This window comes from Streptococcus halichoeri, assembly GCF_009870755.1.
In the GTDB taxonomy this organism is placed as follows: domain Bacteria; phylum Bacillota; class Bacilli; order Lactobacillales; family Streptococcaceae; genus Streptococcus; species Streptococcus halichoeri.
Genome location: NZ_WLZU01000020.1, coordinates 14648 through 37757, shown reverse-complemented (window position 1 = coordinate 37757; position 23110 = coordinate 14648). Strand labels below are relative to the sequence as shown.

Here is a 23110-nt window from a genome sequence, read left to right as displayed (position 1 = left end):
GCATTTAATTGGAAGAAAGGGCATCAGTGAATATTGTTGACCAATTGTTAAGACAAGGAAAGTCATTATTATCTCCCTTTGGACTATAACAAATTGGACAACAATATTAACTACGGGAATGATTCTACTATGATTTGCATTACTTTTACAGTTGAATATGGTATAATTAGCATAATAATGTTAATTTTGGAGATGTAATGAGCATAGATGATTATAGGCCGACCTTCACGGTTGAGGCAGTTTATGATTTAAGAGCAGATGATTTATTAAGAAAAGGAATTACAGCTGTTTTAGTTGATTTAGATAATACATTGATTGCTTGGGATAATCCAGATGGCACCCCAGAAGTGCGTGCATGGCTGGATGAAATGACTATTGCAGATATTTCAGTAGTGGTTGTATCTAATAATACGGAGGCAAGAGTGGCTCGAGCGGTTTCTAAATTTGGGGTTGATTTTGTCAGCCGTGCGATGAAACCTTTTTCTTTTGGCATTAATACAGCAATTGAGCGCTATGGTTTTAACCGTTCAGAAGTTATTCTGGTTGGTGATCAGTTAATGACCGATATTAGAGCCAGCCATCGGGCAGGGATTCAGTCCGTCTTGGTGAAACCACTTGTATCATCTGATGCTTGGAAAACCAAAATTAATCGTTTTAGAGAAAAGCGTGTTTTAAGGAAACTTGAAGCTAAATATGGAAAACTAATATATCAAAAAGGGATTTAATGGAAGAGCTGATTTGTATAGGTTGTGGGGCGCAAATCCAAACAACTGATAAAGAAAAAATAGGCTATACGCCGCAAAGTGCGGTTGAACAGGGTATAGAGTCAGGAAATTTATATTGTCAACGTTGTTTTCGTTTAAGAAACTATAATGATATTTCTGATGTTCATATTTCAGATGATGAATTTTTACAATTATTGCATGAAGTAGGAAATAGTGATGCTTTAGTAGTTAATGTTGTAGATATTTTTGATTTTAACGGGTCAGTGATTCCTGGACTAAATCGTTTTGTGTCAGGGAATGATGTTCTTTTAGTCGGTAATAAATGCGATATTTTGCCAAAATCTGTCAAGGAGCGAAAAATTGTGCACTGGCTAACCGAACGAGCACAGGAAGAGGGCTTGCGTCCAGTTGATGTTTTACTAACCAGTGCCCAACATAGCTATGCGATTAAAGAGCTTATTGAAAAGATTAATGCCTACCGAAAAGGCCGAGATGTCTATGTGGTTGGTGTGACCAATGTAGGAAAATCAACTTTAATCAATGCGATTATTCAAGAAATAACGGGGAACAAAAATATCCTTACGACCTCACGTTTTCCAGGTACAACACTTGATAAAATTGAGATTCCACTTGATGATGGTCATTTCATTTTTGATACACCAGGTATTATTCATCGTCATCAGATGGCGCATTATCTGCCGCCTAAAGATTTGAAGTATATTAGCCCGAAAAAAGAAATTAAACCCAAAACCTATCAATTAAATCCTGAGCAAACCTTATTTTTAGGTGGTTTAGCACGTTTTGATTTTACTAGCGGAACACGGCAAGGCTTTACAGCTTATTTTGATAATAATTTGCCTGTCCATCGCACAAAATTGGGTGGCGCTAGCGATTTTTACAAAAAGCATGTGGGACAGTTATTAGCTCCCCCTGAGAAGAAGGACCTTAAGGATTTTCCTAGTCTAGTCAAAAAAGAATTTAGCTTATCTGAGCGGACGGATATTGTCTTTTCGGGACTTGGTTGGATTCGGGTTAATGCTAGCGCTGACAATCGGGTAAGGGTAGCTGGCTGGGTGCCTGAAGGCGTAGCAGTCTTGGCTCGTAAAGCAATTATCTAAACATATAGTTACAATCAAGTGGTCCTAATAGAGGAATGAGAAGGGAAAACGATGTTAACAAGTAAACAACGCGCTTTTTTGAAATCAGAAGCTCATGGGCTTAAGCCAATTATACAAATTGGTAAGAATGGCTTAAATAATCAGATTAAAACAAGTATTCGCCAGGCCTTGGATGCTAGAGAGTTAATCAAGGTGACCTTGTTACAAAACACGGACGAAGATATTCATGAGGTTGCAGAAATATTAGAGGATGAAATTGGTTGTGACACGGTGTTAAAAATTGGTCGAATCGTGATTTTATACAAGGTATCAGCAAAAAAAGAAAATCGAAAGTTATCGGCAAAAGTAAAGGCAATATAAGTCTAACTAGCTTTGTAGATAATGAATTGTTAGTGTTGGAGAAACTATGGCTTTAGAACTGGTAACACCTTTCACCAAGGTGGAATTAGAAACTGAAAAAACAGATAATAATCGAAAACAGGTAGGCATTTTAGGTGGCAATTTCAATCCTGTTCATAATGCTCACCTGGTTGTGGCTGATCAAGTCAGACAACAATTAGGTTTGGATGAGGTTTTGTTAATGCCGGAATACCTGCCGCCGCATGTTGATAAAAAAGAAACAATTGAAGAAGAATATCGATTGCGCATGTTGGAGCTTGCCATTGCAGATGTACCTGGTTTAGGTATTGAGAAAAAGGAATTGGATCGTAAGGGGATAAGTTATACTTATGATACGCTTTCCCTTCTTATTAAAGAACATCCAGATGTTGATTATTATTTTATCATTGGTGGTGATATGGTGGAATATTTGCCCAAATGGTATCGGATTGATGAACTCATTGATATGGTTCAATTTGTGGGTGTACAACGTCCTAGATACAAGGCAGGAACTTCTTATCCGATTATTTGGGTGGATGTTCCATCTCTAGATATTTCATCAAGCATGATACGTGATTTTATTAAGAAAGGGCGAAAGCCTCATTATTTGTTACCATCAAAGGTTCTGGACTATATTGAAAAAGAAGGTTTATATCAATGACGTTTCAACCTTATTTAGAGATTTCTAGAGATAGATTATTAAAAAAAATTGCTTCGCAGATGAGTGAAGAACGATTTAATCATATCCTTAGAGTGGAAGAAGCAGCGCTTGAATTGGCTCAGCGTTATGGCTGTGATGAGACAAAAGCCAGCCTAGCTGCCTTATTACATGATTATGCTAAAGAATGCTCTGACCAAGAATTTTTGGATTTGATTGAAACACATCACCTTGATAAGTACCTACGCCATTGGAATAATAATATTTGGCATGGCAAGGTGGGGATTTATAAGATTATTAAGGACTTTAATCTCAGGGATCCTGAAATTTTGCGAGCTATTGAGATTCATACAGTCGGAGCTCCAGATATGACATTACTGGATAAAGTCTTGTACGTGGCTGATTATATTGAAAAAGGAAGAGACTTTCCAGTAGTGAGCCAAGCAAGGACAATTGCACAAACAGATTTGGACAAGGCTGTCGCTTTTGAAACGGCCCATACCATCATGTATCTTGCTTCCAAAGCTGCTGCGATTTATCCTCAAACGCTTGAAACCTATAATGCCTACTGTCACTATTTAAAGGAAAACGAATCATAAATGAAAAAAGAAGAATTACTTAAACTTGTTGTGCAAGCAGCAGATGAAAAACGGGCTGAAGACCTTGTTGCTTTAGACTTAGAACAGATAAGTAGCTTGACGGATTATTTTGTTATCATGAGTTCAAGCAACAGTCGTCAATTGGAAGCTATTGCCGATAATATCCGTGAAAAAGTTAAGGCTGCTGGATTAGATGCTAGCCATATTGAAGGTGATAGTAAGGCCGGTTGGGTTCTACTTGATTTAAATGACGTTGTGGTACATATCTTTTCGCAAGAACAGCGTTTGCATTACAATATTGAAAAATTATGGCATGAAGCACCGATTATTGCTTTAGAAGATTATTTGAAAGCCTAAGTGGATGAGGTTGAAATAGGGTAGTCAAGTCAACTCTGTCTCAGCCTTCTTTTCAACGTGCTAATGAAAGCAGTTAGGGCTTTTTGGTCGAGCTAAAATGATTACGTTTAATGAAAATACCTCTCATATCCTAGAAAGGATAGTGTTTCATTTGGTTTTAAGTCTGGTAATGCCTATGAAAGTAGCCAAATGGACACTTGAAAATGATGAAATGGCAACTTATGAAACCTTTGCATCGGTTTATGATGCTATTATGGATGACACCCTATACGGCAAGTGGACGGATTTTTCGCTCCGCCATTTTCCCAAGAATAAAAAAAAGCTACTTGAACTGGCTTGTGGGACGGGGATTCAATCAATTCACTTTGCTAAGGCAGGTTTTGAGGTAACAGGACTTGACTTAAGTGCGGAGATGTTGGCAATTGCTAAAAGGCGTGCTTTAGAGGCTCATGAAAATATTTCTTTTATTGAAGGAAATATGCTTGACTTGACTCAAGTAGGTCACTATGATCTAGTTACCTGCTACTCGGATTCCATTTGCTATATGCGAGATGAAGTTGAGGTAGGTGAAGTTTTTACTGAGGTCTTCAATGCTCTGAATGCTGGGGGAACTTTCATTTTTGATGTCCATTCCACTTATCAAATGGATACGATCTTTCCCGAATACTCCTATCATGAAAATGCAGAGGATTTTGCAATGGTGTGGGATAGCTACCCAGATGATGCTCCCCACTCTGTTGTCCATGAGCTGACCTTTTTTATGAAAGAGGCAGACGGGACGTTCTCGCGTCATGATGAGATCCATGAAGAGCGCACTTATGAGATATTGACCTATGATATTTTGCTTGAGCAAGCAGGTTTTGCGGATGTTAAGGTTTATGCAGATTTTGAAGATCATGCGCCAAGGGCAAGCTCAAGACGTTGGTTCTTTGTAGCAAAGAAGTAAGTGTCAATCGGGGCAAATAGCAATTGTAGTGAGTCCGTAAAAACCACATTTGAAAAGGTAACTTGCTGCCCTCTTATCAAAAGTTATAAGCCATCCACTACCCAAATTAGGTTACTATTGCTAGCTATCTTGAAAAAAGAAGTAGTTAGTGAAATCTATGACCTGGGAAACTTAGCGGAATCTTTTGTGAGTATGTTTTGATTTGTAGACAATACAGTCACGACTAAGCATTCGCAAATAATAAAGATACTTAGTGGTAGCTATAACAGAGGCTATTCTCCCCTTAAATGTCCCTCAATTTTGGTAATATGTGCAAGCCTTACTTAATAGTATACGAAAATTTGGAGATATAATGACCGTTACAGGAATTATTGCAGAATTTAATCCCTTTCATAATGGCCACAAATATTTATTAGATCAGGTTGATAGTCTCAAGATTGTGGCGATGTCGGGTAATTTTGTTCAACGAGGTGAGCCAGCTATAGTGGATAAGTGGACTAGGACCCAAATGGCTTTAGCCAGTGGTGCTGATTTAGTCGTTGAATTGCCTTTTCTAGTGGCAGTTCAATCTGCCGATTATTTTGCTGAAGGGGCAATGGCAATCTTACATCAACTGGGTGTAGAACAGTTGGCTTTTGGAACAGAAGAAATCATTGATTACAATCAGATTGGTGCTGATTACCTTAAACAAAAACATCACATGCAGCAGTTCCTTGATAAGCAGCCTGAACACCTCTCTTATCCTCAGAAGGCTCAGTCCATGTGGCAGCAATTTGCCGGGCTTCATTTCTCAGGTGCCACGCCTAATCATATTTTAGGCTTGGCCTATGCTAAGGCTGCTAGTGAATATGGCATCCGCTTACATCCGATTCAACGGCAGGGCGCTAGCTATCATTCCAAAGAAAAAGCAGTTGCTTATGCCTCGGCCACCAGCCTTCGTCTGCACCGAGATGATCATGCTTTTGTGGCAGAATTTATGCCCTCTGCTCAGCTCTTTCAAGAAAGTCCCCAGGTTACTTGGCAGGATTACTTTGCCCTTTTGAAATATCAAATAATGACACATCCAGACTTGACCCAGGTTTATCAAGTTAATCAAGAATTGGCCAACCGCCTTAGGCAACAGATTTCGCGAGTTGAAAGTGTCGAGGAGTTGGTAGAAGCCGTGGCGACCAAGCGCTACACGAAGGCACGCATTCGGCGACTCCTAGCTTATATTTTAGTCAATGTAAGAGAGGCCCAGTTGCCTTCTGCCATTCATGTTTTGGGCTTTTCGCCAGCAGGTCAAGAATATCTCAAAACAAGGAAAAAAACAGTAGACTTGCGGACTCGCATTGGTGCGAAGCCCTGGGATCCGCTGACTCAAAGAGCAGATGCGGTTTATCAGTTGGGCAATGGACGCTTAGCTGAACAGACATGGGGACGAATACCTGTACAAAAGGAATAGCAGTACGTTCTTGTCGCTATCTTCGCCTATAGAGATTTAGGAGGATAATGTCTACCAAATTTCTAAAAAAGAGAGACTGCCCTTTATAAACTCAGTCGGTGTGTAGGGATTTGTTGTAGGCAAGCGTGACAAATTCTATTTTACCTCCCTATCTAAAAGTGCTATAATAATAGAGCTAAAGCTTGATTAAGCTTTGCTATTTGAACGATAACTAAAAACTTTAAGCAAAGAGGAGAATCCAATGGGACGTAAGTGGGCGAATATTGTTGCGAAAAAGACAGCCAAAGATGGTGCTACTTCCAAAGTCTATGCAAAATTTGGCGTTGAAATTTATGTTGCTGCTAAGCAAGGGGATCCTGACCCAGAACTGAATACAGCCCTTAAATTTGTCATTGATCGTGCAAAACAAGCGCAAGTTCCTAAACATGTTATTGATAAGGCCATTGATAAAGCAAAGGGAAATACAGATGAAACCTTTGTGGAAGGTCGCTATGAAGGCTTTGGTCCAAATGGTTCAATGATTATTGTGGATACGTTGACTTCTAATGTTAATCGCACAGCTGCAAATGTTCGTACAGCCTATGGTAAAAACGGCGGGAACATGGGTGCTTCTGGCTCGGTTTCTTACATGTTCGATAAAAAAGGAGTTATTGTTTTTGCTGGTGATGATGCCGACGCAATATTTGAACAATTACTTGAGGCAGATGTTGAAGTTGATGATGTAGAAGCAGAAGAAGGGACAATTACGGTCTACACTGCCCCAACTGACCTTCATAAAGCAATCCAAGCATTGCGTGACAATGGCGTGGAGGAATTCCAAGTTACTGAACTTGAAATGATTCCTCAATCAGAGGTAAGCCTTGAAGGCCAAGACCTTGAAACGTTTGAAAAATTAATTGAAGCCTTGGAGTCAGACGATGATGTCCAAAAAGTTTACCATAATGTAGCTGACTTCTAAAGCTACGACACAAAACAAAGCTGAAGTTGTGCTGCTTGCTCACTTCAGTTTTTCTCATTTTAACTTGAGCTTGCACTTTTTCAGTTACGTTTGGTTCAGTCCTGATCTTGTCTAGAGGAGTGAATTTATTACTAGTATAAGGAGTGATAGTTATTTCTTAAGCCCTTGATAGGTAAATGGTATTAGGCAAAATCTCAGGACTTCGCTAAAATAGAAGTTAAGTAAAAAGATAGGGAGGGATAACTATTGGGACGTTTAATTATTGGCATAAGTGCTAATATGAGAAAACTTGCCGAAAATGGCAATTTACCTTATGACACGGTAGCCAGGCACCTGTCACAGGCAGTAGAAACTGTAGGTGGCTTGGCCATGATTTTGCCAATCAGCAAACCAGAAACGGCCAAAGATTATATCGCAACAATTGACAAGCTCATCCTATCGGGGGGACAAAATGTTGATCCTTCCTACTATGGAGAGGAAAAAACCATTCAAAGTGATGATTATGCGCCTAATCGCGATGCCTTTGAGTTAGCTTTAATCCAAGAAGCCCTCCGGCAAGATAAGCCTATTTTAGCCATTTGCCGCGGCATGCAATTAGTCAATGTTGCCTTAGGAGGTAGTCTTTATCAATCAATTGAAGGCCACTGGGATGAAACGAATCTAAGCGATGTCCATGAAGTTGTTTTTGAGAAAGACAGTTTGCTGGGACAGCTTCTTGCAAATTCAAAGCGGATTAATTCCTTACACCGGCAGGGAATTAAACAATTAGCACCTACCTTAGTTCGCTCGGCTATTGACCCTCATGATGGCACTATTGAAGCTTTTGAGGGGCAAAGTCATCAAAAGCTACTTGGAATTCAGTGGCATCCCGAACTGATGTTTGAACAAAAAGAGCACCGAGTGCTTTTTGACTATTTTGTGAATCAATTTTAAGACACTTGAAAGTGGCAAATTGTTGTGTTGTTACGATGTAAGTAGTTACATCGCGTACTAAGCTCATAAAGGAGAGAGAAATGAAAATGAGAAAAATGATGACCGTCACCGGCCTTGCCCTAGCTTCTGTAGGTCTTTTGACTGCATGCGGAGCAAAATCACAGGACAGTAAAAGCGGCCCTAAAAAGGTAACCTTTGCAACTGTAGGAACAACGGCACCCTTTTCATATGTTAAAGATGGTAAGCTCACTGGTTATGATATTGAAGTCGCAAAAGCTGTTTTTAAAGGTTCTGATAAATATAAGGTAACCTTTAAAAAGACGGAGTGGTCATCTGTCTTTACAGGAATTGATTCAGGGAAATACCAAATGGGTGGTAATAACATTTCCTACTCAACAGAACGGGCTCAAAAATATCTCTTTTCATATCCGGTAGGAACAACACCGACAGTCTTAACTGTCCCTAAAAATAGTGATATTCAAACTTATGATGATATTGCTGGCCATAAAACACAAGTCGTGCAAGGAACGACAACAGCTAAACAGTTGGATAACTACAATAAAAAACATAGTGATCATCCAGTCGTTTTAAAATACACGAGTGAAAACATTACGCAAATGTTGACAAATCTTAATGATGGTAAGGCTGATTTTAAGATTTTTGATGCTCCTACCGTCAATGCTGTTATTAAGAATCAAGGGCTAGATAATCTAAAAACGATCCCCTTACAATCAAAAGAACAACCTAAAATTTACTTTATTTTTGGTCAGGACCAAAAAGACTTGCAACAATTTGTGAATAAACGGTTGAAAGCATTGCAAAAAGACGGCACGTTAACAAAACTCGCCAAAGAGAATCTTGGTGGTAACTATGTTCCAAGCAAAAAGGAACTGGTTCTACCAACAGACAATTAATGTCTTCAGATTGAAGAAAGAGGTCATTTTGGACCATTTTCTTCAATCTTTTTTTGTTGTGCTGCAGTTAAAAAACTCTTAGAAACATTGATATATTAACGTTTTTAAGAGTTTAACAATTTAACAGCTCACTTAGCCTTAAGCTAAATGATGACACTCTATTAGGGGTTTGTCTACGTTTTAATGACCATGACTGTCTTAATTCAGTTCAAACCAGTCTGAAATTTTCCTCTTGGACTGGGTTTTTACATTTTATCTATAGTTATTAACTATAGATAAAGCTCATTTTTAACAATTTGAATTTTAGGCTAGCTTTCGCTAGAATAGATATATTCACTGACTTTAAAAAGGAGCAAGACCTATGAAAGTAAAACATATTTTTGGCATCCTGGTCCTTAGTTTGACCGCATCTGTTCTGGTTGCCTGTGGTTCGCATAAGACTGACAACAATACCCTGACAATAGGAGTGATGACTAAAACGTCATCGGACCAAGCACGCTGGGATCAGGTTGCTAAAACTTTAGCCAAGGATAATATTACTCTAAAGTTTAAAGAGTTTACAGATTATTCCCAGCCCAACAAAGCTGTTGCCAATGGAGAAGTTGATGTCAATGCTTTTCAGCATTATAATTTTTTGACCAACTGGAACAAAGAAAACAAGAAAGATTTGGTGGCGATTGCAGATACCTATATCAGTCCGGTTCACTTGTTCTCTGGGACCAATGCCAAAGGTAAAGCTAAGTACAAGACTATTGCTGAGCTACCTAAGGGTGCGCAAATTGCCATCCCTAACGATGCCACTAATGAAAGCCGTGCCCTTTACCTCTTACAAGCTGCCGGGCTCATTAAGCTCAACGTCTCAGGTCAATCCTTGGCAACCATTTCTAATATTAAAGAAAACCGTAAGCATCTTGACATTAAAGAATTGGATGCCAGTCAGACGGCGCGTGCCCTGACGTCAGCTGATGCTGCTATTGTTAATAATTCCTATGCTGTTCCAGCCAAGATCGACTATGATTCTTCTCTTTATAAAGAATCTGTTGACAAAAATACGAAACAATGGATAAATATTATTGCTGGGCAAAAAGATTGGCAAAAGTCTGCAAAAGCTACCGCAATTAAGAAATTGATAAAGGCTTACCATAGTGACGATGTTAAAAAAGTCATTGATCAAACATCAAATAATATTGATATTGCTGTCTGGTAAGTTGCTAAAAGGTGTAGCTGGAAAGTTCCTGCTGTCACCTTTTTCATTGCTGAGCTCTTAGCTGCTTTTTAACCGATAGAGTTGGCTGGTGATGTAGCATGACGTGCTAGCTGGTGCTCTTTTAAGGCAAAGGGAATCTTGCGGCTTTGTCAATGCTAGGTAGGTTTTTTATGAGAAAGAGAGAAATGTATGGATAATCAGGCTATGATTAGCTTAGAAAATATTGGAATAACCTTTTATCAGGGGAAACAGGAGATAAACGCTGTTCAAGATGTTAATCTAACCATTCATCAGGGTGAGATTTATGGTATTGTGGGCTACTCTGGAGCGGGGAAATCCACGCTGGTCAGGGTTATCAATGCCTTACAGATTCCTAATCAAGGGCGTGTCGTGGTTGATGGGGAGACGATTTGCAATCAGGGTCGGCTTACTTTATCTGATCGGGCTTTGCGAGATAAGCGTCGCCAAATTGGAATGATTTTTCAACATTTTAATTTAATGGCACAAAAAACAGCCCGCGAAAATATTGCTTTTGCTCTCAAGCACAGTGGCCTTTCCAAGGCAAAAAAAGCGGCAAGAGTAACGGAATTGCTGGAGTTGGTAGGCTTGGCCGATCGAGCGGATAATTATCCAGCGCAGCTATCTGGCGGCCAAAAGCAGCGCGTAGCCATTGCCCGAGCCCTAGCCAATGACCCTAAGATTTTGATTTCAGATGAATCAACTTCGGCCTTGGATCCGCAAACCACAAAGCAGATTTTGCATCTACTGAAATCTTTGAATCAGCGATTGGGTTTAACAATTGTTTTGATCACGCATGAAATGCAAATTGTCAAAGATATTTGCACCAAGGTGGCTGTTATGCAAGCTGGTCAAGTCATTGAAGAAGGTCGGGTTCTTGACATTTTTTCTAAGCCAAAAGAGCCCTTAACCAAAGATTTTATTCATACAGCTACAGGGACAGATGAAGCTTTAGAGAAGATTTATCAGCAAGAAGTCGTGCAAAACATGTCAAAAAACGCTCTCTTGCTCCAACTAAACTATACTGGTAGTATCACTGATGAGCCGATTTTGAACCAAATTTACCGTCAGCATCGGGTTTCTTCCAATGTCCTTTTTGGGAATATTCAAATTTTAGATGGAACGCCCGTTGGGGAGTTGATCACTCTGCTTGAGGGGCAACCTCAAGATTTAATAGCTGCGCAGCAAGCTCTAAGGGACGCCGGTGTCAGCATTGAACTATTGAAAGAAGGTGTCTAGATGTTTATACGTTTACAGGAATTCTTGCCAAATGTTGTGCAGTTAGGCTGGTCAGGAGATGCCGGCTGGGGTATGGCCATTTGGAATACAGTTTTTATGACTTTTGTTCCCTTTATTTTTGGTGGGGCTTTAGGCTTAATTTTAGGCTTGTTGCTGGTCTTACTCGGACCAGGTGGTGTCAAGGAAAATCTTGTTGTATGCTGGATTTTAGACAAGGTGACCTCAATTTTTAGAGCGATTCCCTTTATTATCTTAGTGGCTGTTTTAGCCAGTTTTACCTATCTGATTATGGGAACGATTTTGGGGACTAGAGCTGCCCTTGTCCCATTGACTGTAGCAACTTTTCCTTTTTTTGCCCGTCAAGTACAAGTGGTTTTTTCAGAATTAGATAAGGGCGTGATAGAAGCAGCCCAGGCCTCAGGGGCAACTTTTTGGGATATTGTGCTGGTCTACTTGACAGAAGGCCTGCCAGACCTTGTGCGCGTCTCAACCGTTACTTTGATTTCTTTAGTGGGTGAAACAGCAATGGCTGGCGCGATTGGTGCCGGCGGTTTGGGCAATGTTGCCATTTCTTATGGCTACAACCGGTTTAACAATGATGTGACCTGGGTGGCTACGCTCTTAATCCTTTGCTTCATTTTTATGATTCAATGGGCGGGTGATCGCATTAGCAAAGCCCTAAGCCATCGCTAATTAGTCTAAAGGCGATGAATGATAAAATTGCTCAAATCACAAGGACAGGCTTGTCTTGACAAACTTGTCCTTGTGATTTTTTACTATAGTAATTAAAGCTGCTAGAAAAAAGTGATTCTCAGGCATTTGGTGGGAAACTAGAAATCTCAAAAAAGAGGGCCTTGTGTGGATCACAAGGCCCTCATCTCTTTTTACATTTATGACTGTAGCTTTAGGCTTTGCTTGTGTCTGATATAGCCAATCACAAAACCTAGGGCCGCAAAGATTAGCCAACCTAAGGCAAATTTGCCCAAAGGAACGATGCTTGTAAAGAAAGTTACGATTCCCTTTGGTAGGGCGAAGAGCCCTGTCATAGTAGATAGGTTTGCTAGGGCATCATAGGTGGCAGGAATAGCTGTTAGGCCAATGGTCCAGCGATAGACCAGAGGATCATTTTGGAAAACTTGGTTACTCAAAACTAAGAAAATAAGTGCAATCGTCAAAGGGTAGAGCAAGTAGAGTACAGGGGCAGACCACTTGATGATCACATTTAAGCCGCCAAAGTAAAAGAAGGCAGAAACCAGAGTGAAAATGGTGGCCCAGCTGATGTGGGAGACTTTTGGTAACAGTTTGTGGAAAAATTCTGCACTAGAAGATATTAGACCAGTAGCTGTTGTTAGGCAAGCGAGAAAAATAACAATAGCCAAGCAAATTTGCCCAATACTTCCTAAATAAAATTTAGAAGCGTGGCTTAATAAGTCGCCACCATTAATTGGGCTACCGTTTGTTAAAAAGTGTCCGTTGGCAAAGGGAAAAAGTGATTGGGACGTTGCACCAATACGGCCGACAAAAATATAGACTAGGGCCAGTAAAAAAATAGCAATGAGACCAGAGACAATTGTTAGATGAGACACTTCTTTGGATGTTTTAGCCCCAAATTGCTTACTGGCTTCGATGACTAAGATTGAAAAGACAAGAGAAGCCAAGGCATCCATTGTACCATAGCCTTGAATGAGACCAGCCATAAAAGGGAAGTCTTTAAAAGAATCAGCAATGGTTGCTTCCACATTATAGGCCTGACCAAGTCCACCAGCAGGGTGCATAAATGACGCAATCACTAAAATAGTGATAACCACAAGTAGCGTTGGTGTTAGGACTTTGCCAATATGATCAGCTAACTTACTCGGCTTGATCGCTAATAAATAGGACAGACCAAAGAAAAGGACAGCATAGAGTGCCTTTATCCAAAACCGTTCCCCTAAAATGGGGGTGATGCCAACTGAGTAAGAGGTAGCCCCAGTTCTAGGAATAGCAAAAAAAGGACCAATGGATAGGTAAAGCAGGGCTGAGTAAGCAAGGGCATAGGTTTTTGAAATTGGTCGAGCCATATTTTCAACATCACTAGCTCCTGATTTTGAGACGGCAATAACACCAAGCAGGGGCAAAGAGACACCTGTTAAGCAAAAGCCTAAGATAGCTAAGGCTAAATGTTTTCCGGCATATAAACCAAGATATGCTGGGTAAATCAGGTTAGCTGCTCCAAAAAAAAGGGCAAATAACATAAAGCCAATGATGAGATAGATTTTTTTGCGTGACATAGATTATCCTTCCAGGTAATTATAATAACATCCTTAGATGCCATTTAAAGCATACGTATGCTATTATAACGAAGAAATGAAAGGGAGTCAATGTATTTAGAAAATTTAGAAAGTTTTGACCTCGTTGACTATAGTTGGCTTTTATATTATCATAAAAAACATATTATTTTTTTACAGAAAAGGAGCAAAGCCACCATGAAACGTGTTGTGAGAACTTGGAAACGAACAAGTTTGATTAAGAAAATTGCCATTGGTGTTAGCATCGGTATCCTACTTGGATTAGTATTTCCTAGCTTTCACCTGATAGGTCTGTTGGGGCAGCTTTTTGTTGGAGGGCTTAAGGCGATTGCTCCACTCTTGGTTTTTGCACTGGTAGCGCAAGCGATTTCCCATCAAAAAGCCAACCAAAAAACCCACATGTCCTTGATTGTCATCTTATATGTGTTAGCAACCTTTGCTGCCGCCTTTGTTGCGGTTTTGGTTAACTACCTTTTTCCATTAACGCTAAAGCTGGAAAAGGCTGCTTCGGCTGAACTTAAGCCTCCCCAAGGGATTGTAGAAGTTTTTCAAAATCTTTTCTTAAAATTAGTCGATAATCCCATTAGCGCTTTGGCCAGTGCAAACTATCTGGGGATCCTCTTTTGGGCCCTGCTATTTGGCTTTGCCCTAAGGACCAGCACTAAAGAAATCAAAGGTCTTGTTAAGGCCAGTGCTGAGGTCACCTCCCAGCTAGTGGTTTGGCTAATTCATTTGGCTCCTTTTGGGATTATGGGGCTTGTTTTTTCAACGATCGCTGATAATGGTATTGGCATTCTTAAAAGCTATGCCTACTTGATTCTAGTATTGGTCGGGACGATAAGCTTTTTGGCCTTGGTTATTAATCCCTTGATTTCCTTTATTGTGATGCGTAAAAATCCTTATCCACTAGTTTTGACTTGCCTGCGTGAGTCAGGGATCACAGCCTTTTTTACGCGCAGCTCAGCAGCCAATATTCCCGTTAATCTGAGATTATGTGAAAAATTAGGGCTTGATAAGGATACCTATGCTGTGTCGATTCCTCTCGGGGCAACGATTAATATGGGAGGGGCAGCTGTAACCATTAATATTTTAACACTGGCTGCGGCTAATACTTTTGGCATTGAAGTGGACTTTCTAAGTGCTATTTTGTTGAGTTTTGTGGCGGCTATATCAGCTTGCGGAGCTTCAGGCGTTTCTGGTGGTTCGCTCTTACTCGTTCCGCTTGCTTGTAGTTTGTTTGGCATTCCAAATGATTTGGCCATGCAGGTTGTGGGTGTAGGTTTTATTGTTGGGGTGATTCAGGATTCTTGTGAGACAGCTTTAAATTCATCGACAGATGTTTTATTTACAGCCGTAGCAGAAAATGCCTTTTGGTTAGAAAAACAGACTCGCTGATGTTTGTAGAGGGGCGCTTAGTAAGCCTAAGAACCAACTGTCTAGCCTTTCTTTTGGGCTTAGCTGTTTATCTAGATCTCTTATCAACGACAGTTGCTAAGAAGCAAAAAAGTAACACTTTGAATGGCGTTAGCAGTGTGAGGATTTCTCTTTGACACTTGGCGGCACCATTTAAAGTGTTGCTCTTTTTTTATTTTAATTGCCGTAAATAATCAAAACGCTCAAATGTATGATCATTGGCGATTCCAACTAGGATAACATTTTCAGGTAATGGATCCAGAGGATTAATATTAATGTGTAAGTTATTTTCATCTTTGGAGCGTAGGCCGATGATATTTAATTCGTATCTTTGGCGGACATCTAGTTCGGTTAAATTTTTGCCAACCCAAGTTTTTGGAATAACAAAATTAATCATTGAAATGCCATGTTCTAGATAGATAATGCTCTCAATGTGATGCTTGAGTAAGCTTGACGCCAAATGTTTGCCGGAGTCGCGTTCTGGGGTAATGACTTTGGTTGCGCCAATACCATATAAAACTTCTTCATAGATTTTATTTTTAGCCTTGGCCATGATGACTGGTACACCTAGTTTTTTGCTATGCATGATGGCAAGCACAGATGACTCCAGGTTATTACCTGAGGCCACTACGACCACGTCACATTGATCAAGCCCCACAGCCATCAAGAAGGCTTGATCAGTCATATCGCCAACGGCTGCATTTGTTACAATATCTGCGACTTCATTAACATGGCTTTCATTTTTATCAATGGCAATAACATCTTGGTCAAATTGACTCAGTTGACGAGCGACAGTACGTCCAAAAATTCCTAAACCAAGGACGCCAAAGGTTTTTCGTTTTGACATAATTACTCCTTTAGCCAACTAAAATATCTGTGCTGGCATAATGTACAGTTTTTTCTTTTCGTTGCATGAGGCTAATGAGGACCGTTATTGGGCCGACACGACCAACAAACATAAAAATCATAATAATGATTTTGCCAATAATCGAGAGAAAAGGTGTGACTTCCATTGAGACCCCGACTGTAGCAATAGCTGAAATGGATTCAAATAATAAAGGAATTGGTTCTAATCCAGGTTCAACAGTGAGCAGAATCAAATAACCTAAGATAAGAAAAGAAAAGTAAAAAATTAATACGGTCATGGTTTGTTTGATAGTCTTGCTCTTGATAATCCGGTGTTCAAAAGTGACTTCGGATTGACCAGATACCTCGGCTTTAAATAATAGAAAGGCAATAGCTGCTGTGGTGACCTTGACACCTCCAGCCGTTCCACCAGGCGCTCCGCCAATTAGCATTTGAATCATATACACGAGGTTGGTCGGTGAGAGGGCATCGGTATATGAGATGGTAGCAAATCCTGCTGTCCGCATGGTGACAGACTGAAAGAAAGAAACCATTAATTGCTGGGGCAAAGTGAAATGACCAATAGTTTTAACATTATTGTGCTCAAGAAACCAAGTCAGTAAGGTCCCAGCAGCTAGCAAAAAGAGTGTGGTTTGAATAACTAAGTGACTTTCATTGGATAGTTTTCGGTAGAAACGACCAGTAAAACGGGGTTTTTCAATAGTATAGCGCTGGACGTTAGAGAGTAAGTCAATCCAGACAGCAAAGCCTAAACCTCCCGCGATAATTAAAAAGGCCAAGGTGAAGTTGATGGTCGGATTTAAGACAAAGGCTGTTAGGCTATTTGTACTAAAATTATCAAATCCTGCATTACAAAAAGCAGAAATTGCTAAGAAAAGCGCATTAAAGAGACCGTGTTTCCAGCCAAAGCGAGGAACAAAATCTGTAGCGATAATTAAAAAAGCTAGAAATTCGAAAATAAATGTCATTCGATAAGCAAAATAGAGATAGCCCTTTAGATTTTTACTATCTCTGCGACTAAGTGCTGACTGGAGGAGGTTGTGTCCGGCTAAGTCCATCTTTCGCCTGAGAGCAAAAGTACTAATAGCAATCAGGGTAACGAGACCAAGTCCACCGATTTGCATCAAAAACATAGCAACCACCTGGCCAAAACCATTATATAAATCAGCTACAGGAATAACCGAAAGGCCAGTCACACAAACCATGGACACAGTTGTGAAAAGGTGATCAATATAAGAGGCTGCTGGGGCATGGGGATAGTGAGAGATTGGCAGGGCCAGTAAGATACTACCAACCAAAATAACGACAGCAAAGCTAATCGTTAGGCGCTGAGTAACTGATAAGGTTCGTAATACTGATGTTTTCATTGTTTCTCCAAAAATAATCTCATCCTAATAGTATCAAAAAAACTTAAAAAAGCTAAGTATTTTCTCAGCCTTTTAGCTATTATAGGGGCTTTTTGTTGGGTAAGCCAGCTTTTCTTGGGTATTGTTTGGGTGTTTCTTTTTTCTTTTCAACAACAGTGATAAAGCGTGCATCGCCATTTGGCAGCTGATAAGCATGGTTTTTGACAACTTGTGCAAACAAAGTCGTTAGTGCAGTTTTTGCATCGGTTAGTTCTTGATCAACTGCTTGGGATTTTAGGGCGATGAGTTGGCCTTTGATTCTTAAAAAGGGGATGGTCAATTCTGCAAGGACAGGCATTCGGGCGACAGCTCGCGCAGTTACTAGGTCAAACTGACCACGAAAGCTTCGATCTTGCCCAAAGTCTTCTGCTCGGCCATGGTAAAAATGAACGCCCTCTAACTCTATGGTCTGTGCTAGATGGTGTAAGAACGTAATCCGCTTGTTCAGAGAGTCAATAATGGTGATCTCAAGTTCTGGGTAGACAATTTTCATGGGTAAACTGGGAAAACCTGCTCCGGCGCCAATGTCGAGTAACTTCAGCGGGCGATTAGTGATATGACCTTGAAGGATAGGAGCTAAGGAATCGTAGAAGTGCTTGAGGTAAACCTCATTTAGCTCTGTAATCGCTGTTAAGTTCATCTTTTCATTCCACTCGACTAAGAGAGAAAAGTAAGTTTGGAATTGCTTTTTTTGGTGGTCACTTAGAACGATACTGGATTGTTGGAGTAATTGGTAAAAGATTTCTGGGGGCATATATTTCCTCATCTCAATTTTTCTCTATTTTAACATAAAATAAGATTAATCCCAACTGGTGATTGATTTTGAATGAGAAAACTTGCTATTGCCTTTAAAATTGTTATAATGAAGTCACTATACTAAAGGAGAAGTCCAATGTTAGCAATCTTTATCATTATTTTTGTCGTTTTACTGGCGCTCTGGCTCATGACAAGTTACAATGGCTTAGTGCGTAGTCGGATGCATACTAAGGAAGCTTGGAGCCAAATTGATGTGCAATTAAAGCGGCGCAATGACTTAATTCCAAACTTAATTGAAACGGTTAAGGGTTATGCTGCTTATGAAGAAAAAACCTTTGAAAAAATTGCACAATTACGTTCGCAAGTGACGCATGCGACAACACCTGCTGCAACAATGGAGGCTTCAAATGCATTGACCAAGCAAATGGCTAATTTAATTGCTGTTGCTGAAAATTATCCTGAATTGAAGGCTAATACTAACTTTCTTAAACTTCAAGATGAGTTGACCAACACCGAAAATAAAATTGCCTATTCGCGTCAGCTATTTAATACCACAACGTCACAGTATAATACAAAGTTAGAAAGCTTTCCATCTAATATTGTCGCCAAATGGTTTGGTTTTAAACCAAGTGAGTTTCTCCAAACACCGGCAAAAGAAAAAGAAGTGCCGACAGTCACATTTGATTTTTAAGCACCTAAAGTTTGAGGAGGTCAGATGCTCTATCAACAAATTGCACAAAATAAACGTAAAACGGTTATTCTAATTCTTACTTTCTTTCTTCTCTTAGCGGGGATTGGCGCGGCTGCTGGTTATTACTTTTTAGATAATTATCAGTTTGGTCTAGTGATGGCCCTTTTACTGGGTGGTATTTATGCCTTTAGCATGATTTTTCAATCAACTGCGGTAGTGATGGGGATGAATAATGCGCGGGAAATTACAGCAGATCAAGCACCTGAATTCTATCATATTGTTGAAGACATGGCGCTAGTCGCTCAGATCCCGATGCCCAAGGTTTATATCATTGATGATCCGTCACTGAATGCCTTTGCTACAGGATCCAACCCACAAAATGCAGCTGTCGCGGCTACCAGTGGCCTCTTAGCCTTAATGAACCGTGAGGAACTAGAAGGTGTCATTGGCCATGAGGTTAGCCATATCCGTAACTATGATATTCGAATTTCGACAATTGCTGTTGCCCTAGCCAGTGCGATTTCCTTAATTTCTGGCCTTGCTGGACGAATGATGTGGTATGGCGGTTCAGGACGGCGCAGCGATGATCGTGATAATAGTTCTTTAGGCATTTTTGCAATGGTATTTTCCATTTTGTCATTGATTTTATCACCGCTAGTTGCCTCCCTCGTACAGATGGCCATTTCTCGGCAAAGAGAGTATCTGGCAGATGCGAGCTCAGTCGCCTTAACGCGTAATCCAGAAGGAATGATTAAAGCTTTACAAAAGTTAGAGCAGTCCCAGCCAATGGCCTATCCGGTTGATGATGCGAGTGCCGCTCTTTACATTAGCGAACCAAGGAAAAAAGAAAGCTTTGCTAACTTATTTAGTACCCACCCACCGATTGCTGATCGCATTGAGCGGTTGCGTCATATGTAAAGTATGGAAGAGTTTGACACCAATCAAACTCTTTTTTGGACCATTTTAATAAGAAATCTTTTTGTAACAAAAAATTATCAGAAATTTTCATATAAATCAGTTGACAAACGATAAAAATAATAGTAAAAATAAATTAGAGTTTTATTAGGAGAGGAAAATGTTACTGCTATCAGATATAAAAAAACATCCCCAGGGTATTTCTTTTCAAGAAGAGCTGGATATTAGCGCTGCTATTATGCAACGTCACAAGGATATTCGGGCGATAACAAAACCTTTAGTAGAGGGCTTTGTTCGCTATGAGAATGGCCTTTACTTGTTGCAATATCACATGAGCTATACGATTACACTGCCTTCAAGTCGGTCCATGGTTGATGTGCCCTTGCCCTTTAGTGAAGACGTTCAAGAGCTTTTTATTGAAGCAGCTGAATCACAGGCTCGAGCAGACATGGTTGAAGAAAACTTGGTCATGATTTTAGAATCAGATCAGATTCATCTAGTGGACAGCGTTATTGACAATATTCTTCTTAATATTCCTTTGCAAGTATTGTCTACCGCAGAAGAGGCTTCCGATGTATTGCCTTCGGGTCAAGATTGGACTGTAATGACTGAAAATCAGTACCAATCTCTAAAGGCGGCAAAAGAAGCGGCTAATAATCCGTTTGCAAGCCTAGAAGGGATGTTTGATGAATAAAACTGACTATTTAAGATATTTGTAATTTTTTGATTGAAAAAAATGGTAGGCTCTGGTATACTCATACTTGTATAATGGCTCTTAAAAGCTGTTTAGAGTTGCTTTTAGTGAGGTCTTTGAAGGAATGACCAAGTTGAAAAGAGAGCCGATTTCTAAAATGTTGCACCCTTTCTATATTCTTTTAAGCATTAGAGAAGAAAAATTATTATAAACAAGGATTGGAAGATATGACGAAAAAAATTCTCATTATTGAAGATGAAAAAAATCTCGCACGATTTGTTTCACTAGAATTGCAGCACGAAGGTTATGAAGTATGCGTCGAAGATAATGGTCGCGAAGGCTTAGAAACAGCTCTTGAAAAAGATTTTGATCTTATCCTTTTAGATTTAATGTTACCTGAGATGGATGGTTTTGAAATCACTCGGCGCTTGCAGGCAGAAAAGACAACCTACATTATGATGATGACAGCACGTGATTCCATTATGGATGTGGTTGCGGGGCTAGACCGTGGAGCAGATGACTACATTGTTAAGCCTTTTGCTATCGAAGAATTGTTAGCACGCATCCGCGCAATCTTTCGTCGTCAAGATATAGAGACAGATAAAAAATCACCAAATCAAGGTATCTACCGTGATTTGGTACTTAATCCACAAAACCGGTCGGTTAACCGTGGAGACGATGAAATTTCGTTAACAAAGCGCGAATACGATTTGTTGAGTATTTTGATGACCAATATGAACCGTGTGATGACGCGCGAAGAATTACTCTCTAATGTCTGGAAGTATGACGAAGCTGTCGAAACAAACGTTGTGGATGTTTACATTCGTTATTTACGTGGGAAAATTGACATGCCTGGACGGGAATCCTATATTCAAACCGTACGTGGTATGGGTTATGTGATACGTGAGAAATAGCTATGCTAATAAAAAATCAGAAACAGCATCTAAAGAAATCGCTACCAAAACGTTTATCTAATCTCTTTTTTGTACTATTCTTTTGTATTTTTTCTGGTTTTACTTTGATTGCCTATTATTCTACGAACTATTTTCTTTTGAAAAAAGAGCGGCAGTCATTGACACAAGTGGTAAATGTCATTAGAGTTCGTCTGTCGCAGGTGGACTCTAATTTTTCATATGACAATCTTAATCAAATCCTCTATACAGATGGGCTATTGCATATCAAACAAGATAAGCATAGTGGCAAAAGAATTGTCATTGATGAACGTGATATTTCTAATACTATTGATGTTAACCAGGAAATTTACCTTTACAATCCCCAAAAACAATTGATTTTCACAACGGATCCTACTGAGACTTCCTATGATATGTCTGGCCCGATTGGCAAAGTCTTTGATGACAGGGTTGAAAATCAGTACCGTGGTTATTCCCTGATAGAGAAAGTCTATTCGAAGAAATCACATAAGTTTTTAGGCTATGTCCAGGTCTATCAAGACTTAGAAGACTACTATGTCATCCGGGCCCGTCTCCTACTTTGGTTGCTTATGGTCGAATTTTTCGGAACAAGCTTAGCTTACATTATTATTTATGTTTCTACTATCAAATTTTTGGAGCCACTCCAAAATTTACATGATGTCATGCGAAACATCTCTGAAAATCCGAATAATTTGGACCTCCGCTCTGACATTAAGTCTGGCGATGAAATTGAAGAACTATCTGAAATTTTTGACACCATGCTGGATAAAGTGGAAAAGTACACCCAGTTACAATCGCGTTTTATCAGTGATGTAAGTCATGAGTTGCGCACCCCAGTTGCGATTATTAAGGGCCATATCGGTTTATTACAACGTTGGGGAAAAGATGACAGTGCCATTCTTGAAGAGAGCCTGACCGCAACTGCTCATGAAGCCGACCGAATGGCAATCATGATTAATGATATGCTCGATATGATTCGTGTCCAAGGTAGCTTTGAAGGACATCAAGATGATACGACGATTCTTGAGAATTCTATTGAAACCGTTATTGGTAACTTTAAAGTTTTAAGAAATGATTTTGACTTTGTTTGGCAGCCTAGTCAGCGACAAACCCGCGCTGTCATCTATAAAAACCATTTTGAACAAGCTTTAATGATTCTGATTGATAATGCAGTGAAATATTCGCGCCTTGAAAAGAAAGTAACCATTACGTTAACTACGACTGCTGATCAAAAAGCTCTGCTTGAAGTAAGAGATCGTGGCGAAGGCATCTCTGAAGAAGACATTGATCACATTTTTGAGCGCTTTTATCGCTCTGATAAGTCTCGCAATCGGACCAGTACTCAGGCGGGCTTAGGGATTGGGCTTTCCATTTTGCGACAAATTATCGAAGGCTACCATCTTGAACTAAAAGTTAAAAGTAAGATTAACGAAGGAACAACATTTAGTTTGTATATTCCTTTAAGTCAAGAAAAACTCTAGTCCTGTGAGCTCGTGTCCTTGAACTCAGCTTGGTTCATACCATTTAAAAAACTATTCCAACCAGTCCGAACCATCAGGCAGCTGTGGAATAGTTTTTATGTTAGGCGCTTTTTGAGCAGTTCTTGCGCTACCACCTTGCCCAATTTTCTTTTGTTATGTCTTAAAATGTGGTA

The 23110-nt window shown here is 39.8% G+C and carries 24 protein-coding genes; 20 read left to right on the top strand and 4 right to left on the bottom strand.

The features are described from left to right. Positions 1-197: 197 nt before the first annotated feature. The 14 genes from GWD08_RS06165 (at position 198) to GWD08_RS06105 (ending at position 12187) form a co-directional block, all read left to right on the top strand. Positions 198-725 carry a YqeG family HAD IIIA-type phosphatase gene (locus GWD08_RS06165; protein WP_159545664.1) on the top strand — a complete coding sequence of 176 codons (528 nt, stop codon included), beginning with the start codon at positions 198-200 and terminating at the stop codon, positions 723-725. Next, positions 725-1843, top strand: a complete 1119-nt coding sequence (gene yqeH, locus GWD08_RS06160) for a ribosome biogenesis GTPase YqeH (protein WP_159564795.1) — start codon at positions 725-727, stop codon at positions 1841-1843. The genes GWD08_RS06165 and yqeH overlap by 1 nt, the downstream gene beginning before the upstream one ends. A 51-nt stretch (positions 1844-1894) precedes the next feature. Then, on the top strand, positions 1895-2203 hold the full coding sequence (yhbY, locus tag GWD08_RS06155) for a ribosome assembly RNA-binding protein YhbY (RefSeq protein WP_159550069.1): 309 nt from the start codon (positions 1895-1897) through the stop codon (positions 2201-2203). Positions 2204-2249: 46 nt separating this feature from the next. After that, entirely contained in the window at positions 2250-2882 is a 633-nt protein-coding gene (locus GWD08_RS06150; RefSeq protein WP_159545657.1) for a nicotinate-nucleotide adenylyltransferase, read from the top strand. After that, entirely contained in the window at positions 2879-3478 is a 600-nt protein-coding gene (yqeK, locus tag GWD08_RS08675) for a bis(5'-nucleosyl)-tetraphosphatase (symmetrical) YqeK (protein WP_208858410.1), read from the top strand. Before GWD08_RS06150 ends, yqeK begins: the two co-directional genes overlap by 4 nt. Next, the gene (rsfS, locus tag GWD08_RS08670) at positions 3479-3835 is read left to right on the top strand and encodes a ribosome silencing factor (protein WP_159550075.1); all 357 of its coding nucleotides are present in this window, start codon (positions 3479-3481) and stop codon (positions 3833-3835) included. Positions 3836-4046: 211 nt separating this feature from the next. Beyond that, positions 4047-4781, top strand: a complete 735-nt coding sequence (locus GWD08_RS06140) for a class I SAM-dependent DNA methyltransferase (protein ID WP_159564799.1) — start codon at positions 4047-4049, stop codon at positions 4779-4781. A gap of 352 nt (positions 4782-5133) precedes the next feature. Next, positions 5134-6225, top strand: coding sequence for a nucleotidyltransferase (locus GWD08_RS06135; RefSeq protein WP_159564793.1), 1092 nt, complete (start codon positions 5134-5136; stop codon positions 6223-6225). 241 nt (positions 6226-6466) lie between these two features. Further along, positions 6467-7183 carry a YebC/PmpR family DNA-binding transcriptional regulator gene (locus tag GWD08_RS06130; RefSeq protein ID WP_159564791.1) on the top strand — a complete coding sequence of 239 codons (717 nt, stop codon included), beginning with the start codon at positions 6467-6469 and terminating at the stop codon, positions 7181-7183. Positions 7184-7429: 246 nt separating this feature from the next. Then, on the top strand, positions 7430-8116 hold the full coding sequence (locus tag GWD08_RS06125) for a gamma-glutamyl-gamma-aminobutyrate hydrolase family protein (RefSeq protein WP_159564789.1): 687 nt from the start codon (positions 7430-7432) through the stop codon (positions 8114-8116). Positions 8117-8196: 80 nt separating this feature from the next. Then, positions 8197-9030, top strand: coding sequence for an amino acid ABC transporter substrate-binding protein (locus GWD08_RS06120; RefSeq protein WP_159564787.1), 834 nt, complete (start codon positions 8197-8199; stop codon positions 9028-9030). A gap of 361 nt (positions 9031-9391) precedes the next feature. Then, positions 9392-10237 (top strand): MetQ/NlpA family ABC transporter substrate-binding protein, encoded by an 846-nt coding sequence (locus GWD08_RS06115; RefSeq protein WP_159545647.1) that lies wholly within the window; start codon positions 9392-9394, stop codon positions 10235-10237. 189 nt (positions 10238-10426) lie between these two features. Beyond that, complete coding sequence (locus tag GWD08_RS06110) at positions 10427-11494, top strand: methionine ABC transporter ATP-binding protein (RefSeq protein WP_159561316.1); 1068 nt, start codon at positions 10427-10429, stop codon at positions 11492-11494. Then, the gene (locus GWD08_RS06105) at positions 11495-12187 is read left to right on the top strand and encodes a methionine ABC transporter permease (RefSeq protein WP_159564785.1); all 693 of its coding nucleotides are present in this window, start codon (positions 11495-11497) and stop codon (positions 12185-12187) included. A 197-nt stretch (positions 12188-12384) separates the two neighbouring features. Here GWD08_RS06105 and brnQ read toward each other — a convergent pair whose 3' ends face one another. Continuing rightward, a complete protein-coding gene (brnQ, locus tag GWD08_RS06100) occupies positions 12385-13764 on the bottom strand; it encodes a branched-chain amino acid transport system II carrier protein (RefSeq protein ID WP_159564783.1) in 1380 nt (459 codons plus the stop codon). Between the two features lie 195 nt (positions 13765-13959). Between brnQ and sstT the strand changes: the two genes are divergently transcribed. Next, positions 13960-15177 carry a serine/threonine transporter SstT gene (gene sstT / locus GWD08_RS06095; RefSeq protein ID WP_159550087.1) on the top strand — a complete coding sequence of 406 codons (1218 nt, stop codon included), beginning with the start codon at positions 13960-13962 and terminating at the stop codon, positions 15175-15177. A 190-nt stretch (positions 15178-15367) separates the two neighbouring features. Here sstT and ktrA read toward each other — a convergent pair whose 3' ends face one another. The 3 genes from ktrA to rsmG all read right to left on the bottom strand — a co-directional run bounded on the left by ktrA (position 15368) and on the right by rsmG (position 18222). Further along, positions 15368-16042 carry a potassium uptake transporter gating subunit KtrA gene (ktrA, locus tag GWD08_RS06090; protein WP_159561320.1) on the bottom strand — a complete coding sequence of 225 codons (675 nt, stop codon included), beginning with the start codon at positions 16040-16042 and terminating at the stop codon, positions 15368-15370. A gap of 10 nt (positions 16043-16052) precedes the next feature. Next, positions 16053-17444 (bottom strand): TrkH family potassium uptake protein, encoded by a 1392-nt coding sequence (locus GWD08_RS06085; RefSeq protein ID WP_269437423.1) that lies wholly within the window; start codon positions 17442-17444, stop codon positions 16053-16055. A 64-nt stretch (positions 17445-17508) separates the two neighbouring features. Then, on the bottom strand, positions 17509-18222 hold the full coding sequence (gene rsmG / locus GWD08_RS06080; protein ID WP_159564779.1) for a 16S rRNA (guanine(527)-N(7))-methyltransferase RsmG: 714 nt from the start codon (positions 18220-18222) through the stop codon (positions 17509-17511). A 138-nt stretch (positions 18223-18360) separates the two neighbouring features. Between rsmG and GWD08_RS06075 the strand changes: the two genes are divergently transcribed. From GWD08_RS06075 to GWD08_RS06055, 5 genes are all read left to right on the top strand, one after another. Then, a complete protein-coding gene (locus GWD08_RS06075) occupies positions 18361-18915 on the top strand; it encodes a LemA family protein (RefSeq protein WP_159545631.1) in 555 nt (184 codons plus the stop codon). A gap of 24 nt (positions 18916-18939) precedes the next feature. Then, positions 18940-19833, top strand: a complete 894-nt coding sequence (gene htpX, locus GWD08_RS06070; protein WP_159564777.1) for a zinc metalloprotease HtpX — start codon at positions 18940-18942, stop codon at positions 19831-19833. A gap of 157 nt (positions 19834-19990) precedes the next feature. After that, complete coding sequence (locus GWD08_RS06065) at positions 19991-20524, top strand: YceD family protein (RefSeq protein WP_159545627.1); 534 nt, start codon at positions 19991-19993, stop codon at positions 20522-20524. Positions 20525-20751: 227 nt separating this feature from the next. After that, entirely contained in the window at positions 20752-21438 is a 687-nt protein-coding gene (gene covR / locus GWD08_RS06060; RefSeq protein ID WP_159545625.1) for a two-component system response regulator CovR/CsrR, read from the top strand. 8 nt (positions 21439-21446) lie between these two features. Continuing rightward, complete coding sequence (locus tag GWD08_RS06055; RefSeq protein ID WP_159545668.1) at positions 21447-22937, top strand: HAMP domain-containing sensor histidine kinase; 1491 nt, start codon at positions 21447-21449, stop codon at positions 22935-22937. Positions 22938-23110 lie beyond the last annotated feature (173 nt).